The organism is Corallococcus sp. AB032C (assembly GCF_003668935.1).
Taxonomy (GTDB): Bacteria; Myxococcota; Myxococcia; order Myxococcales; family Myxococcaceae; genus Corallococcus; species Corallococcus exiguus.
Genome location: NZ_RAWP01000080.1, coordinates 14,340 through 29,801, shown reverse-complemented (window position 1 = coordinate 29,801; position 15,462 = coordinate 14,340). Strand labels below are relative to the sequence as shown.

The window sequence follows — 15,462 nt, the reverse complement described above, 5'->3', positions numbered from 1 at the left end:
ACATGGAGACTCGGAAGCTGGGCAGGCAGGGCCTCACCGCTTCGGCGCTGGGCCTGGGCTGCATGGGCATGTCGGAGTTCTGCGCGGGCCGCGGCTTCCTCACCGGCCAGTTCAAGCGCTTCGAGGACCTGCCGCCGGAAGACGACTACCGCCGCCAGGGGCCCTTCCAAACCGATGCACGGAAGGAGGCACGCTGACGGCCGGCCCCAGGCCCGTCCGCCCCGCGAATCCATGACCGCGCCCGCTCCGTCCGCCCCGCCGCATCCGCCGGTGCCTCCCTCCTCCCCGCCTCCGCGCGCGCCGGAGTCGTTCCAGAAGGAAGAGGGCTCCGCGCTGCTGAGCTACGGGCTGGCGGTGGCGAGCGTCGTGGTGGCGTTCTTCGCCCAGCGGCTGCTGTGGCCCTACATGTCCAGCGCCCCGTTCCTGGCCTTCTTCGCCGCCGTCGCGTTCGCGGGCTGGTGGGGAGGCTGGGGGCCGGGGCTGATCGCGACGGCGCTCTCACTGGTGACGGTGGACTACTTCTTCCTGTCCCCCCTGGGGAACTGGGTCATCCACCCCGGAAACCTCATCGCGCTGACCTTCTTCCTCGCGCTGTCGATGTTCGTGACGCTCCTCAACGTGCGCCTGCGCCGGGCCAACGCGGAGCGCGCGGACCTGCTGGAGCGCGAGCGCGCCTCCCGCGCCGCCGCGGAGTACGAACGCGCGCGCCTGCACGAGCTGTTCATGCGCGCGCCCGCGCACCTGGTCATCTTCCGCGGGCCCCAGCACGTCTTCGAGCTGTCCAACCCCCTCAACTCCGGGATGCTGGGCAACCCGCCACGGCTGTTGGGCCTGCCCGCGCGCGAGGTGGGACCGAAGGAGGAAGCGGAGCGCGTGGCCCGGATCCTCGACCACGTCTACGCGACGGGCGAACCCTTCGAGGGCCGGGAGGTGTCCCTCAAGCTGCCACAGCCGGATGGCTCCCTCCGGGAGTTCATCTTCGACGTCACGTACACGCCCACGCACGACACGCGCGGGCAGGTGGACGGCATCGCGGGCTTCGGCTTCGACGTGACGGACCTGGTGCGCGCCCGCGCCCGGGCGGAGCGGCTGGCGCGCGAGCTGTCGCACAACGAGGAGCACCTGCGCCTGCTGGCGGGGGCCAGCTCCTTCCTGGCCACGTCGCTGGACTACAAGGCCACGCTGCGCAACGTGGTGCGCCTGGCGGTCCCCACGCTGGCGGACTGGTGCCTCATCGACAGCGCGCTGGAGGACGGCACCTTCCAGCGCATGGAGGTGGAGCACGCGGCCACGGAGCCGGAGTCGCTCGCGGAGCCGCTGCGGTCCCGCACGACGTACGCGTCGGGCCTCCCCAAGATGGCCGGCCCCGGGTCGATTCAGCACGGGCAGCCCTTCTTCATCGAGAACTTCACCGACGACCTCCTCCCGCGGTTCACGAAGGACCCGGAGCGCATCGCGCTGCTCCGGGAGCTGCGCGTCCGCTCGCTGGTGGTGGTGCCGCTGGTGGCCGGGGAGCGCTCACTGGGGTTGCTCAGCTTCGTCACCACGCACCGCTCCGGCCGGAGCTATACGGCCGCGGACCTGCCCTTCCTCCAGGAGCTGGCCAACCGCGCCGCGCTCTCCATGGAGAACGCGAGGCTGTACCGCGAGGCGCGCGAGGCGGTGCGCCTGCGCGACGAGTTCCTGTCCATCGCGAGCCACGAGCTGAAGACGCCGCTCACGCCGCTCAACCTCAAGCTCCAGGCGCTGCGGCGCGAGATGGAGCGCCACCCGGGCCCGGTGCCGCGCGAGCTGGTGGAGCGCTACCTGGACGTGGGCTCGCGGCAGATGAAGAAGCTGGCGGAGCTGGTGAACGACCTGCTGGACGTGTCGCGCATCGCGGCCGGGCGGCTGTCGCTGGAGTGCGTGCCCATGGACCTGGTGGAGCTGGTGCGCGACGTGGTGGCCGCCTACGAGGGCCCCGCCACGCGCTCCGGCTCCGTGCTCCAGTTGGAGAGCGCGGACGCCATGACGATGGGCGTCTGGGACCGGCCGCGGCTGGAGCAGGTGGTGGTGAACCTGGTGGACAACGCCATCAAGTACGGCCAGGGGCGCCCCATCCAGGTCCGCCTGGAGACGCGCGACGGCAAGGCGGCGCTGACGGTGCGGGACCAGGGCATCGGCATCTCGGAGGAGTCCCTGCCGCGCCTCTTCGGCCGCTTCGAGCGCGCGGTGAGCGACCGGCACTACGGAGGCCTGGGCCTGGGCCTCTACATCACCCGCACGCTGGTGGAGGCCATGGGCGGCACGGTGCGAGTGGAGAGCCGCCTGGGCCTGGGCTCCGTCTTCACCGTGGAGCTGCCCCTGCTCGCACCGTCGGCGGACGTGGGAGCTCCGGCGCCCTGATCAGGAAGCGGCGCGGGCGCGCGGCAGCTGCGCGTGGGGTTCCCAGGGACCGCTGGAGCCCAGGCAATGGCGGCAAGTGGCCAGCGGCGTGTCCCTCTCCAGGTAGCCCAACAGGCGCGTGAGCAGGTCCGGGTCATCCAGCGACACGCCGTCGTGTTCAACGAGCGCGGGCAGGTGCGGATGCTCCGCGGCGAAGACGGCGGCGACGTGGGGCGGCCGGGTGCAGGTGAAGAAGCGGCCCTGGTGGACCAGGTGACAGCGCTGCTTGAGCCAGCACTTGTCGAAGACGTCCCGCACCTCCGCGTCGGACGTGAGCGGCGCGTCCGGGGTGATGCGCTGGAAGCGGTCGATGGCCTTCACCGTGAGGTGGACGCCGTGCCGGTCGCAGCGCTCGGTGATGCGGGCGATGGAGCGTTCAGGCAGGGGCGCGGACGTGTAGAACGACAGGGTCATCCGGTCGAGCCGTTCGTACACGGCGTCGGGGGCGCTCTGGGCGAGGAAGCCGTTGGTGGTGACGGACACCTGCTCGGTGAGCCCGGAGGCGCGCACCACGTCCAGCACGGCGGGCAGGTCCGGGTGGAGGAAGGGCTCACCGCCGGTCAGCTTGAAGACGTTGGGCTTGAGCACGCGTGAGAGGCGGCGCAGGTCCTCGGCCAGCGCCTGGGGGGACACGGCCCACGCGGGCAGGTGCGGCGACAGCGGGCAGCACTGCGCGCAGCGCAGGTTGCAGTGCGTGGTGACATGCGTCTCCAGGGACCAGGTGAGGACGCGGCTGTCGTGAAGCTCGTAGCGCACGGAGCGGGAGTCTATCCCCGACACAGAAAAGAGGTCCGTCTTCAGCTCGCGGTGAGGACGAGTTGGTCCATCGCCCGGGTCATGGCTACGTAGAGCAAGCGAGCTTCCTCCTTTGCATCAGGCCGCTCGGGAGCCGGACGCTTGAGCCGGGGTATGGCGACAACTGGGAACTCCAGCCCCTTGCTGGAGTGGAAGGTCAGGACCTTCACGCTGGCCTCGGAAGATTTGAAGGCGGATTGGCCAGAGTTCTTGCCCACCCACTGCAGAGGAATGCCCACGTGATTCAGGTGCTGGACGGCACGCTGGCCGATATCCGAGCTGCGATAGAGCAGCGCCATCTCATTCCAGGCGTGGCCTTCCGCGTGGAGCTGCTGGAAGCGTCCCGTGATGTAGCGCAGTTCTTCATGCAGGTTGGGCAGTGTGACGACCTTCGGCGCAGGTCCACGGCGTCCCGCGGATTGGGGTTGGACGAGCGGGACGCCATCTTCGTCCGCGTCGCTGGGAGTCAGCACCTCTCGCGCGAAGTCCGCGGCGAACTGGAGGATGTCCGCGGTGTTGCGGTAGTTCAGTCGCAGGATGGTGGTACGGCCCTGGGCCTGGATGCCCACGCTCCGGAAGCTGAACCGCTTGTGCGGGTAGATGGACTGGGCGTCGTCGTAGAGCAGCAGGAGCGAATTCGTCCCCGGGTCCACCATCTGAGAGATGAGCTTGAACCACTCTGGATGGAAGTCATGCCCTTCGTCGATGAGCACGGCTCCGTACTGCTCCCGGGGAATGAGGCCGCGATCCACGGCGGCGATGACCCGCTGGACGAGCTGCTCCGCGAACTCACCGGGCGGCAGCCCCTGGGGTGGAAGTCCCGCGTGGAAGTGGCGGAGCTGGGCGTGGCACCAGGCATGAAAGGTCTGGATGACCACCTGCGCTGAGAGCCCCTGGGCGCGCAGCAGCTGTTCCAGCCAGCCATAGAGCGGTTTCCCGAAGCAGAGGACGAGGATGGGGCGACGGAGCGTCCGGGCCAGCTGCAGGCAGCGGTAGCCCAGGATCATCGTCTTGCCGGAGCCCGCGACCCCGTGGATGACCCGGTGCCCCTCGCCCAGGCTGCGAGCCAGTTGCTCCTGCTGGAGGTCCATGATGCGGATGAGGTCTGGAATCGAAAGCTCCAGCTCCGCCTGGACCGGCGCGGAACGGGCGAGCGGGCCGCTGCCAATCCGGAGTTCGGGGAAGACGTGCCAGCGGATCCGGTCCAGTTGAGGCAGTGAGATGGGCTGCGGAGGCGACCACGGGAACATGTCCCAGAGGCGCTTCTGGAACCGCTCGGGGTCAACGTCCTCCGCCATCTCATCCCGGCAGATGACGCGAGAGGGCGGCAGCACCTTCCCAAGGTCGCCCTCGTCGAACTGCTTCCGGGTGATGTTCGAGAGCACGACGCCATGGCTCCAGGGCAGGACGAGCCGGCCCCGATGCGGGCCATCGGCACACACGAGCATCGGGTCGCGCTGGAGCAGCGTCGCGATCTCCTGGGCGTAGACACGCGACTGCTCGAAGGGGTTGGCCACCTCCTTGAGGCCCGTCTCTGTCATCAGGACCGCGCGCGACTTGTCGATGTTCTGGAGGGTGTCGCGCTTCCAGTCCTTCACCTCGAGGACCAGCAGCCCCCGGCGCGGATGCAGGACCATGAAGTCCGGATGGTGGCCCGTTCCCCCGATGGGGACGTCGTACCAGAGCAGGTAGTCGTCCTCGAGCTTCTCCTCCAACCGGCGAGCAAACCGCTTCTCCCCGGCCTGCATCCGCGAGAGGCACTGGTTGAGGGTGGGGATCAACGTCGCCATGCGGCAAGCCTATCCTGGCGGGAGGGAGGCGGCATTACCGCCCCCACTTCGCGTCAAACGCCGTGCGGCCTGCCATGCCCCCTGCACATCAAGATGCCGTGAGGCGTAATCGCGCGCGAGCAGGGATTTCTCGACAAAGGCACTGAGGGAGGGGTTCCGAAATATTCGCTCGGAGGCGTTTATATCGGAGGCCCCCTCTCTGGAGTGACGTGGCCACGTCCAGCTGTTCACGCAGCCACCGCCCTGGGGGCCCGTATCCCTCCACGAAGTCACAGGGATACAGGTGCGCCCATGGCGCCGCCCGAGCAGTTCGAGTCCGCGAAGCTCCGCACCCTCGACGTCCTCCTCCGTGAGGGTTTCGACCGGGCTACCCTGGAGAAGGTTGTGGCCGCGCTCGTCGGAGCGGAGCCGTGGATCATCCGCCCGGTGCCGTTCGAGCCCACCGGGCGTGCGTTCGACCTCCTCCCTCCCGGCACCGTCGAGCCGGGACACGCGTGGGAGCTGGCGCGCCGCCTCCAGTCGGACCCGAGCGTGGAGGACGCGGATCCGGCCTTCGAGGCGGTCTACGCGGAGCAAACCGCCGTCACGGACACGGCGCCCACGCTCCTCAAGGCACAGACGGCGGAGGCTGGACCCGGGACGCTCAACGAGAACGATTGCGATTGGAGCCCGCGCTTCGTGAAAGCAGGCGAGGCGTGGCAGCTGACCGGCGGCGCGAGCCAGGGCGAGGGCATCCTCATCGGCCATCCGGACAGCGGCTACCTGCCCAGCCCCGAGCTGGGACCGAACTTCACGCCGAGCCTGGGCTGGGACTTCATCGACGATGACCCCACGACGGAGAATCCCGGCGGAGGCCACGGACTGGGCACCGCGAGCGTCATGTCGAGCCCGTACAACGACCCGAGCGTGGACGGACCGAAGCTGTTCGTCGATGGCGTCGCGCCGAAGGCCGAGGTCATCCCGCTGCGCGTCGCGAAGCCCACGCTCTTCGTCCCCTCGCCCGTGCTGTTCAACGTGGGCGTCGACCGGCTGCGCGACTCCATCGGGTTCGCCATCCAGCGGCGGGTCCACGTCATCAGCATCAGCCTCGGGTGGCTGCCCAACGCGGGGCTGCACCGGGTCATCCAGCAGGCCGTGCGCGAGAACATCATCGTCATCGCCGCCGCGGGCAACTACACGGGGCCCATCGTCGTCTGGCCGGGCGCTTACGACGAAGTCGTCGCGATGGCCGCGTGCAACGCGAGCGCACAACCCTGGGCCTTCTCCGCCTGGGGCAAGGCGGTCGACGCCACCGGCCCGGGTGAGAACGTCTGGGTGGCGCAGCCCGTCGACAAGGTCGGGCAGAGCAGCGGCACCTCGTATGCGACGGCCACCGTCGCGGGGATCGCCGCGCTCTGGCTGGCGCACCATGGCCGGGACAACCTGCTCGCGAAGTACCAGGGAGGACCGACGCTCGCGCAGGTCTTCCGCCATGTGCTCCGCGCCACCTGTGACAGCTGGCCTCAGAGCCAGCTCGCGTGGGGCGCCGGCCTCGTCAACGCGAAGGCGTGCCTCGAATCCCCGCTCCCGGACGTGACGGAGCTGGAGTCGTTCACCGCGAGGGCGCTCCTCCATGAGTCCTCGGACACCGTGGCCGCCACCTTCAGCGGTCTCCCGCAAGCCGACGTCCTGAGGGGCCTCGCGACCACGCTCGGGGTCGATGAGCAGAAGGCGGCGCGGCTCGACTCGGACTACGGGCGCGAGCTGCGGTTCTGGGCGCTCACCCATGCCCCCTTCCGTCGAGCGCTCCAGGAAGGCGCGGGGCGGGACCGGCAGGCACTCAGAGCGAAGACCCTGGCCGTCCTGCCCCCCTTCTCACCGAGCCTGCGGGCCGCGATCGGTTAGCGCGCTTCACAGAACATCAGCACCTGAGCGAACGGCCACTCCGCCAGGGTGCCGAAGAGCTTGTGCCCGCTGAGCTTCGCCTTGGAGAGCGCGGGGCTGCTCAGGCCACAGAGGAAGCGGGCCGCCTGCCTTGGATGGCCCAGCGCCTCCGGATGCTTCGCGACGAGCGACCGGAACGTGGCCGCGTCCAGTTGTTCGCGCAGGTCCGGCCGTGGATGCGGCGGCGGCAGCACGCGCGCCACGCCCGTGCGGCAGAAGGTGCAGTGACCGCACGGTGCTTCGCGCTGCTCACCGAAGTGGGCCACCAGCGCGTTGCTCTGGCAGCCGTCGTGCGTGACGAGCCGGAGCACGTCGCGCACGCGCGACACCTCCTGGACCTCTCGCTTCTGGAAGCGCTCCTGCAACAGGGACACAAGCGCCTTCGGGTCCTCGCGCTCGCGCAGCCGCGTGTAGCGCTGACGCGGTTCGGCCACCTGCACCTCCGCGTAGCCCTGCTCCTGGAAGTAGTCGAGCGCCTTCACCACGCGGTCTCGAGGCTGGTCCAACGCCTTCGCGATTTCGGCGGGGTCGAACGTGTACCAGGTGCGCCCCTTCTTCGCGTGCGCGAACAGTTCCTTCACGAAGCGCGCGCGCTCACCCTGGAACTTCCCCACGAGCGCGTCCACCGAGCCCGCCGGCTGCACCTTGTAGCCCGCGTAGAACGGCGTGCCCTGGCGCAGCACCCCCTCCAGCTCCAGGTACGTCAGCGCCGTGCGCAACACCAGGGGCCGCAGGTCGTGGCGGTTGCCCAGCGCATACATGTCCAGGTGCAGCTCCGGCCCCGAGGACAACAGCTCCTTCACCAGCGCCGTCAGCGCCTCCGGTAGCGGCGTGTCTCCGAGCGCGAAGTTCTCCAGCGTGGGCACGTCGTCCGGGCACGCGAGCAACTCCACGACGGATGCCTTGCCATCACGGCCCGCGCGGCCGATCTCCTGGCTGTAGCTCTCCAGGCCCTTGGGCAGGTTGTAGTGATACACGGCGCGCACGTCCGCCTTGTCGATGCCCATCCCGAACGCGATGGTCGCCACGACGATGCCCTTCGCGGAGTGGGTCCACGCATCCTGCACCCGCTCGCGATCCTCGGACTCCAGGCCCGCGTGGTAGGCGCTGGCGGGCAGGCCCTCCGCGCTCAAGAGCGCCGCCACGCGCTCCGCGGTCTTCTGCAGCGTGACGTAGACGATGGTGGTGCCGGGCGGGCGCGACTTGAGCCGCTCCACCAGCAGGGCATCGCGCGCCTCCAGGCCCGTGGGCGTGGTCTCCAGCGTGAGGTTGTTCCGGTAGAAGCCGGTGACGACCGCTTGTGACTCCGGGATGCCGAAGCCCTCGCAGATGTCATGCACCACCTGCGGCGTGGCCGTGGCGGTGAGCGCCAGGATGCGCTCGGCCCGGAGCGTGCGGGCCGCCTGCGCGAGCTTGAGGTAGTCCGGCCGGAAGTTGTGGCCCCACTCGGAGACGCAGTGTGCTTCGTCCACCGCGAAGAGGGAGATGGAGAGCTCGCTCAAGAGCCCCATGAAGCGCTCGTTGTTGAAGCGCTCCGGTGCCACGTAGAGGAGCTTCAGCGTTCCATCGCGCAGGGACTCCGTCACTTCGCGCGACTCCTCCAGCGACAGGGAGGAGTCCAACCGCGCGGCGCGGATGCCCCGCCGCTCAAGCGCGTCGATTTGATCCTTCATCAACGCGATGAGCGGTGACACCACCACCGTGAGCCCTTCGAGCAGCAGCGCGGGGAGCTGGTAGCACAGCGACTTGCCGCCGCCCGTGGGGAACACCGCGAGCGCGGAGCCGTGGGGCTTGAGCAGCTCCGTGAGCACCTCGCGCTGTCCGGGCCGGAAGGACTCCAGCCCGAAGCGCTCCCGCAACACGACGTCCACCGCATCCGTCCTCATGTCCCGCCCTTCCCTGTTCGCGCTGTCCAGGAGGGTTATCTCACCCTCCCTGACTTTCCGCTGACGACTCCCAGCTCCCTATGATGCGGACCGCATGCCGACCCGACCTCCCAAGGTGCCTCCCGCGCGGGGCCTGTCTCCCCGCGCGATGAGCGACCTGCTGTTCCATGCCCGCGCGTCCAACGCGGACCTGCGGCCAGACACGGAGCCTATCGGCGTGGCGCTGCCGCGAGTCATGCGGGAGGCGGAGGCACGGGATGAGGAAGGGCTCGGGGCACGGCTGCTGGCCGTCTGGTCCGACACCGTGCGGGCGCATGTCGAAGCGGGCGCGCACGAGGTGAGTCTGAGCGGCGGGGTGGACAGCGCGGCCCTGTGCGCGATGGCCGCGCGGCACGCACCGGGGAAGGTGCGTGCGTGGACCATGGACGTGCACTTCGCGGACGCGGTGGAGCGGAGCAACGCGCGGCGGATGGCGAAGGTGACGGGCGCGGAGCTGGTGGACGTGCTCATCCCGGACTCCGTGCTCCCGGACCTGTTCGAGCACGCGGTGCTCGCCAACCAGACGGTCATCCTCAACGCCCGGGCCGTGGCCAGCTACGCGTTCTATCTGGAGGCCCGGCGGCAGGGCGCGGGCCCCGTCCTCCTGAGCGGCGCGGGAGCGGACGAAGTGCTCCAGGGCACCCCGGACGCGCTCGCCTCGGCGAAGGCTCGCGTGGACGAGGACCGCACGCTGGCCTTGTGGGCGCTGGGATTCGAAGGCGCGGCGCTTGTGGACAAGTTGCGGGCGCCGTTCCCAGCCGGCTCGCGCGATCATGAAGAGCCCCCCGGAGTGGCACGGGGGGCTGTGGACAACTCGGGGAGGCCCCTGGATGGGGCTCCGCGTGGCGATCAGGAATCAAACCCATCCACGGGGCTTCCGCCCTCTGGAAATGGCGGTTCCGATCAAGCCATGGGACATCGTGGAGACTTCCCACCTGTGGACAACTTGAGGACTGTTTCCGAGCGCCTGAACAGCGATCACGCCTCGCGAGGCCCCCCTGTGGACAACCTGGGGACCGTGCTCGCCTCGCTGCCCGCGCCTTGGGATCTGCCCTCGAAAGAGACTCTTCCCTCCGAGGAGCTGCGATACGCGAAGTGGGTGCTGGCCGAGCTCATCCTCCCGCCCGAGCTGCGGGGCGCCCGGGCCCATGGGCTCACGGTCCGCACGCCGTACCTGGATGAAGGCTTCGCGCGGATGGCACTGGCCCTGCCGGAGTCCGTGCTGCAGAGGGACGGGTTCGGCAAGTGGCTGTTCCGGCACGCGGTGCGGTCCCTGGTGCCGGACGAGGTCCGCCTCGCGCGCAAGACGCCCCGGTATGGGCACACCGCCCTCTCCAGTCCGGTGCGGTCACGCTGGCTGGAGCTGTATCGCGCCTGGCTCTCTCCCGATCGGCTGTACTCCCTCGAGGTCATCGATACGCAAGCGATGCTGGGCTTGATGACTCGCTACATCCGCATGTCCCCCGATGACGCGCAGGCCGGACCGATCGATCGGTTGTTGATGCGCCTCATGTCCCTGGCCATGCTCCAGGCCCACACCAAGGCGCCCCCCTGAATGTCCCGAGTCCTCATCGCCACCTCGCCCGAAAAGGGCCACCTCAACCCGATGGTCGGCGTGGCCCAATGGCTGCGCCGCCTGGGGCACACCGTCGGATGGTTGTGCATCCCCGAACCCGCGCCGCAGCTCGAAGCCCTGGGCGTGGAGGTGCTGCGCCTGCCGCGCGACGAAGCCGCGCCGCCGGGCATCGAGACAGGAGGCGAAGCGCTGGCGAAGCTGGTGCTCGATGACGTGGCGCTGGGGAAGTGGATCCGAGGCCTGTTGCTGGACGCGGCACCCGCGCTCCTGGAGCCCGTGCGCGAGGTGGTGCGCGCCTTCCGTCCCGACGTGATGGCGCTGGACGGGATGCAGTACGCGGCGGTGCTCGCGGCGCACACGGAGGGAATCCCGTGGGCAGGCGTGTCCTCCGCGCTCACGCTGCTGGAGCCAAGGCCGGAGATTCCCCTGCTGCGCAACGTGCGGGCGCTGAAGGACGACCGTCAGGCCCTGTTCCGCCGTCACGGCTTCGACGCGCGCTTCCGCACCTGCGAGTGTCTGTCGCCCCGGCTCAACGTCATCTTCGCCACCGAGGCCTTCCTGGGCCCGGACGCGGGAGTGCCTCCAGACACGCTGCTGGTGGGCCCTTCCATTCCGCCGGAAGCCCGGGGTGACGAGGTGGCCTTCCCCTGGGAGCGGCTGGGCGAAAAGCCGGTGCTGTACGTGTCCTTCGGCAGTCAGATCTCCTATCAGCCGGAGCTGTTCCGCATCATCGCGGAGGCCGCGAAGCCCTTCGGCGTGACGCTGGTGTTGTGCGCGGGCGAGCTGGCGGACACGGACTTCCCGAGCACGCTGCCCGGTGACGTGGTGGCGGTGCGCTACACGCCGCAGCGACAGGTGCTGGAGCGCGCGGCGGCGTTCATCTCCCACGGCGGCGCCAACTCCGTGATGGAGGCGATGACGGCGGGAGTGCCCATGCTGCTGCTGCCGGTGTGCAACGACCAGCCCGTGCAGGCGCACTTCCTGGAGAAGGCCGGAGCAGGGCTCGCGAGGGACCCGAGGACCCTCACGGTGGAGTCGTGCCGCGAGGCCATCGCGCAACTGCTCGCACCGAAGTCGCCGATGCGCGACCGCGTGGCGGAGATCTCCCGCTCCTACCGCGCGCATGATGGGGCGAAGACCGCCGCTGAACGCATCGCCGGGCTCGTGGAATGAACGCCTCCAGGTGGAGTCCTCGCCGGCATCACCCTGAGGGGATCACACCGCTGGAGGTGTGGAACCTGCCCGTGTTCGGGCGCGAGCTGTGGGAGCTGCTGGGCTCCCCGTGGGTGGAGGACGACCGGCGTGCGGGAGTGCCCGGAGCCAGACTCGCGGCCCGCGTGATGCTTCCGCTGGCGGAAGCGCTCTCGCTGCTGGTGAAGAAGCACGCGCCGGATGCGGCGTACCTGAGTGGAGGTCTGGCGGAGCTGGACGGCTTTCCCGCCGCGTTGAGGGAGGCCACGGCGTCGCTGCGCTGCCCGGTACACATCGCGTTGTCACCACGCTTCGCCCCCGTGCGCGCGGGGCTGCGCATGCTGGAAGCAACGGGTGCGCGAAGTCCGCTCTGCGTGGACGTGGGGCAGACAAGCATCAAGCTCGCACGAGCCGGAGCCACGCGCGTCGTTGAGCGGAACCTCTCCACCCTGCCCCCGCTGTTCATCGGTCAGCCGCGTCCGGCGGACGGCCATCACATCCGGGACACGGTGGCGTTCATCTCGGGAGCGCTGCGGACGTTCCTCGCGGAGGACAGCCGCGAGCCTCCGGACGCGCTGTGTCTGGCATTGCCGTGCCCGCTGGATGAGGACCTGATGCCCGGAGGCTGCACCTACGGCTTCGAGGGCACGGCCGCCCTGGTCCCGGACATCCTCGCCCACGCGGGCCTGCCGGACACGGGAGGCAAGGTGCTCGTGCTCAACGACGCGGAGCTGGCGGCCGAGTCCGCGCGGCGGGCCCCCCAGGTGAAGGGACGCCGCGTGCTGTGCCTGTCCCTGGGCTTCGGCCCGGGGGGAGCCCTGCTCGAACGGGGCTGAGCCTGGTAACCTGGTCGTGGACCCGTGCCCACGCCCTCCGACAGCGACCAGGCCATCCGACTGGCGGCCTTCAATGCCTTGCAGGCGTTGGTGGAGCGGTACGGTGAAGTGCTGCCGTGGGAAATCATCGCGGAGGGCTTCCAGCTCCACGGCGAGCAGCACCTGTTCGCCAACCGGACGCGCGGCATCTTCTGGCCCCGGCAGATGCAGGAGACCGCGCTGTCCATCAAGACCACCGTGCCGCGAGGAACCCGCGTCGCCCGGTATGACGATGACAACATCGCCTCGGACGGAGCCTTCCTCTACAAGTTCCAGGGCACGGACGTGAAGGCGCGTGACAACCGCCGGCTCGTGCGCGCGCAGGAGCTGGACGCACCGCTCATCTACCTCTACGGCATCGAGCCCGGTTTCTATCGGCCCCTGTGGCCCGTCTACATCTCCGACGTGGACCGCGCCTCGCACTCCTTCCACGTCATGGTGTCCGAGCCTGAAACCGTGAAGCAGCTCCAGCCTCAGCGCTATGTGGCGGACACGAAGCTGCTGCCGCTGGAACGGAGATACACGACGGTACAGGCCAAGAAGCGGCTGCATCAGGCGGCCTTCCGTCAGCATGTCCTGAACGCCTACGAACACCGCTGCGCCGTCTGCGCGTTTCCTCGCAAGGAACTGCTGGACGGCGCCCACATCCTTCCGGACCGCGACGAACGCGGCCACGCGGAAGTCTCCAACGGACTGGCGCTGTGCCGGCTCCACCACGGCGCCTTCGACACGAACCTGATGGGCTTCCGACCCGACGGCGTCATCGAGCTGGCGCCCAGCCTGCTCGCCACCCGGGACGGCCCCACGCTGGAGCACGCGCTGAAGGGCTTCGTGGGCAAGACGCTCCAGTTGCCTCGCGCGAAGGAGCTGCGGCCCAAGAAGCTCTACCTGGAAGAGCGCTACGAGCGCTTCCGCAAGGTGAGCTGAACCTCCTGCCCGAAGCACCAGGGTCCTGACCGGAAGGAGAGGCGTCCTGCCCGAACGGGTAGGTCCCCGTCCTGCCCGGTCCGCCGATGTGGCGCGATTTCGAGCCCTTTAGTTTCAGGCTCGAAAGGAACACGCCATGTCCACCGACACCCTCCAATCCCTCTCGCAGTCCATCTCCACCGTCGTCGAGCGCATCGCTCCCTCCCTCGTCCGCGTCGAGGCCCGCCGTCGCCGGGGCGCCAGCGGCGTCATCTGGGACGCCGATGGTCACATCCTCACCACCAGCCACGCGGTCGAACACGAGGGCTCCATCCAGGTGGGCCTCGCGGACGGCCGCTCGGTGTCCGCCGAGCTCGTCGGCCGCGACCCGAGCACCGACCTCGCGCTCCTCAAGGCCGACGCCACCGGGCTCACCGCGCTCGCGCCCGCGCAGCTCGATGACGTGAAGGTGGGCAACATCGTCCTGGCCATCGGCCGGCCGGGGCGCACGGCGCGGGCCACGCTGGGCATCGTCAGCGCGTTCGGCGGCGACTGGCGCACGCACGCGGGCGGACAGGTGGACCGCTACCTGGAGACCGACGCGGACCTGCCCCCGGGCTTCTCCGGCGGCGCACTGGTGGACGCGCAGGGCCGCTTCCTGGGCATCCCCACTGCGGCCTTCTCCCGCACCGCCGCGGTCGTGCTCCCCGGCAGCACGCTGACACGCGTGGCGAACTCCCTGCGCGAGCACGGAGGCATCCGCCGCGGCTACCTGGGCGTGGGCGCCTACCCGGTGCGCCTGCCTCGTGAAATCGAAGGCACGAAGGCGGGCCTCATCCTGCTCTCCGTGGATCCAGACGGGCCCGCGCAGAAGGCCGGGTTGGTGCTGGGCGACGTGCTGGTGAGCCTGGGCGGCCAGTCGCTGCACGGCGTGGAGGACCTGCTGGGCTACCTGGGCGACGAGAAGGTGGGCACGTCCGTCCAGGCGAAGGTGTTGCGCGCGGGCGAGCTGCGCGAGGTGCCCATCACCGTGGGCAAGCGTTCTTGAAAGGAGCCGGCGATGAAACTGTTGCAGCAACTCTCGGATGACCTGGAAGGACTCGTGGCCGGCGCGGCTCCTGCCGTGGTGGGCGTGGAGCACGCGCGCGGCCACGGCACCGGCCTGTTCCTCACGCCGGACGGCTACGTGCTCACCAACCGGCACGTGGTGATGCGCACGCCCAAGCGCCTCACCGTGCAACTCCACAACGGCGAGGAGCGCCGGGCCACGCTGGTGGGCGGGGATGCGCCCACGGACCTCGCGGTGGTGCGCGCGGAAGGCGATGACTTCCCCACGCTGCCGCTCGCGGATCCGGAGACGGTGCGGGTGGGGCAGCTGGTGATGGCCATTGGCAATCCCTTCCGCCTGGAGCAGTCGGTGTCGCTGGGCGTGGTGAGCGCCATCAACCGCAGCATCACACTGCCTGACGGCGTCATCCTGGAGGGAATGCTCCAGACAGATGCGGCCATCAACCCGGGCAACTCCGGCGGGCCATTGCTCGACACGCGCGGGCGTGTGGTGGGGCTCAACACGCTGGTGCTGCCATTCGCGCAGGGCATCGGCTTCGCGGTGAGCGCCACCACGGCGGCATGGGTCGCGAGCCTGCTCATCCAGCGCGGCCGGGTGGACCGGAAGTTCCTGGGCATCGCCGCCACGGCGGTGAACCTGGAGCCCGCGCTCGCGAAGGACACCGGCCAGCCACGAGCCGTGCGCGTGTTGAAGGTGCAGGAGGGCACGCCCGCGGACGACGCCGGACTCCAGCCTGACGACCTGCTGCTCGGCATCAACAGCCGGCCGGTCAACAGCGTGGACGACCTGCAGCGGCTGATGGCGCTCGCCACCGAGGAAGAGGTGCACCTGGACGTGCTGCGCAAGGGCCGCCGCAAGGACGTCTCCGCCCGGGCCCGCCACCGCCGCGAACCGGTGGCGGCCTGAGCCTTCCGGGCTCCGGTTCCACCGGGCAGGTGTCCCGCGTGGAACCGCGCCCCCGTTATGCTGCGCTCCACGATGTCCCCAT

Annotated in this window: 12 protein-coding genes; 9 read left to right on the top strand and 3 right to left on the bottom strand. The window is 69.7% G+C overall.

The window, feature by feature from the left end; all coding sequences use genetic code 11:
- The first annotated feature begins 2 nt into the window (after window positions 1–2).
- Window positions 3–197: a hypothetical protein gene (locus D7X99_RS29190; protein ID WP_121780645.1), complete on the top strand. Its 195-nt coding sequence runs from the start codon at window positions 3–5 to the stop codon at window positions 195–197.
- A 34-nt stretch (window positions 198–231) separates the two neighbouring features.
- Window positions 232–2,385: an ATP-binding protein gene (locus D7X99_RS29185; RefSeq protein ID WP_121780644.1), complete on the top strand. Its 2,154-nt coding sequence runs from the start codon at window positions 232–234 to the stop codon at window positions 2,383–2,385.
- On the opposite strand, the gene D7X99_RS29180 is transcribed toward D7X99_RS29185, so the two are convergent.
- Entirely contained in the window at window positions 2,386–3,180 is a 795-nt protein-coding gene (locus D7X99_RS29180; protein WP_121780643.1) for a radical SAM protein, read from the bottom strand. It lies immediately after the preceding gene.
- Window positions 3,181–3,221: 41 nt separating this feature from the next.
- A complete protein-coding gene (locus tag D7X99_RS29175) occupies window positions 3,222–5,009 on the bottom strand; it encodes a DEAD/DEAH box helicase (RefSeq protein ID WP_199756374.1) in 1,788 nt (595 codons plus the stop codon).
- 291 nt (window positions 5,010–5,300) lie between these two features.
- On the opposite strand from D7X99_RS29175, the gene D7X99_RS29170 reads away from it, so the two are divergent.
- A complete protein-coding gene (locus D7X99_RS29170; protein WP_121780642.1) occupies window positions 5,301–6,893 on the top strand; it encodes a S8 family serine peptidase in 1,593 nt (530 codons plus the stop codon).
- Here the strand turns inward: D7X99_RS29170 and D7X99_RS29165 are convergent.
- Entirely contained in the window at window positions 6,890–8,818 is a 1,929-nt protein-coding gene (locus D7X99_RS29165; protein ID WP_121780641.1) for an ATP-dependent DNA helicase RecQ, read from the bottom strand. The genes D7X99_RS29170 and D7X99_RS29165 overlap by 4 nt on opposite strands.
- Window positions 8,819–8,912: 94 nt before the next feature.
- Between D7X99_RS29165 and D7X99_RS29160 the strand changes: the two genes are divergently transcribed.
- From D7X99_RS29160 to D7X99_RS29135, 6 genes are all read left to right on the top strand, one after another.
- A complete protein-coding gene (locus D7X99_RS29160; protein ID WP_121780640.1) occupies window positions 8,913–10,412 on the top strand; it encodes an asparagine synthase C-terminal domain-containing protein in 1,500 nt (499 codons plus the stop codon).
- The gene (locus tag D7X99_RS29155) at window positions 10,413–11,606 is read left to right on the top strand and encodes a glycosyltransferase (protein WP_121780639.1); all 1,194 of its coding nucleotides are present in this window, start codon (window positions 10,413–10,415) and stop codon (window positions 11,604–11,606) included. It begins immediately after the preceding gene.
- A gap of 71 nt (window positions 11,607–11,677) precedes the next feature.
- Window positions 11,678–12,460, top strand: a complete 783-nt coding sequence (locus D7X99_RS29150) for an ROK family protein (protein WP_233613805.1) — start codon at window positions 11,678–11,680, stop codon at window positions 12,458–12,460.
- A gap of 24 nt (window positions 12,461–12,484) precedes the next feature.
- A complete protein-coding gene (locus tag D7X99_RS29145) occupies window positions 12,485–13,426 on the top strand; it encodes an HNH endonuclease (RefSeq protein WP_121780637.1) in 942 nt (313 codons plus the stop codon).
- A 136-nt stretch (window positions 13,427–13,562) separates the two neighbouring features.
- A complete protein-coding gene (locus D7X99_RS29140) occupies window positions 13,563–14,453 on the top strand; it encodes a S1C family serine protease (protein WP_121780636.1) in 891 nt (296 codons plus the stop codon).
- Between the two features lie 12 nt (window positions 14,454–14,465).
- Window positions 14,466–15,380, top strand: a complete 915-nt coding sequence (locus D7X99_RS29135) for a S1C family serine protease (RefSeq protein WP_120597583.1) — start codon at window positions 14,466–14,468, stop codon at window positions 15,378–15,380.
- Window positions 15,381–15,462 lie beyond the last annotated feature (82 nt).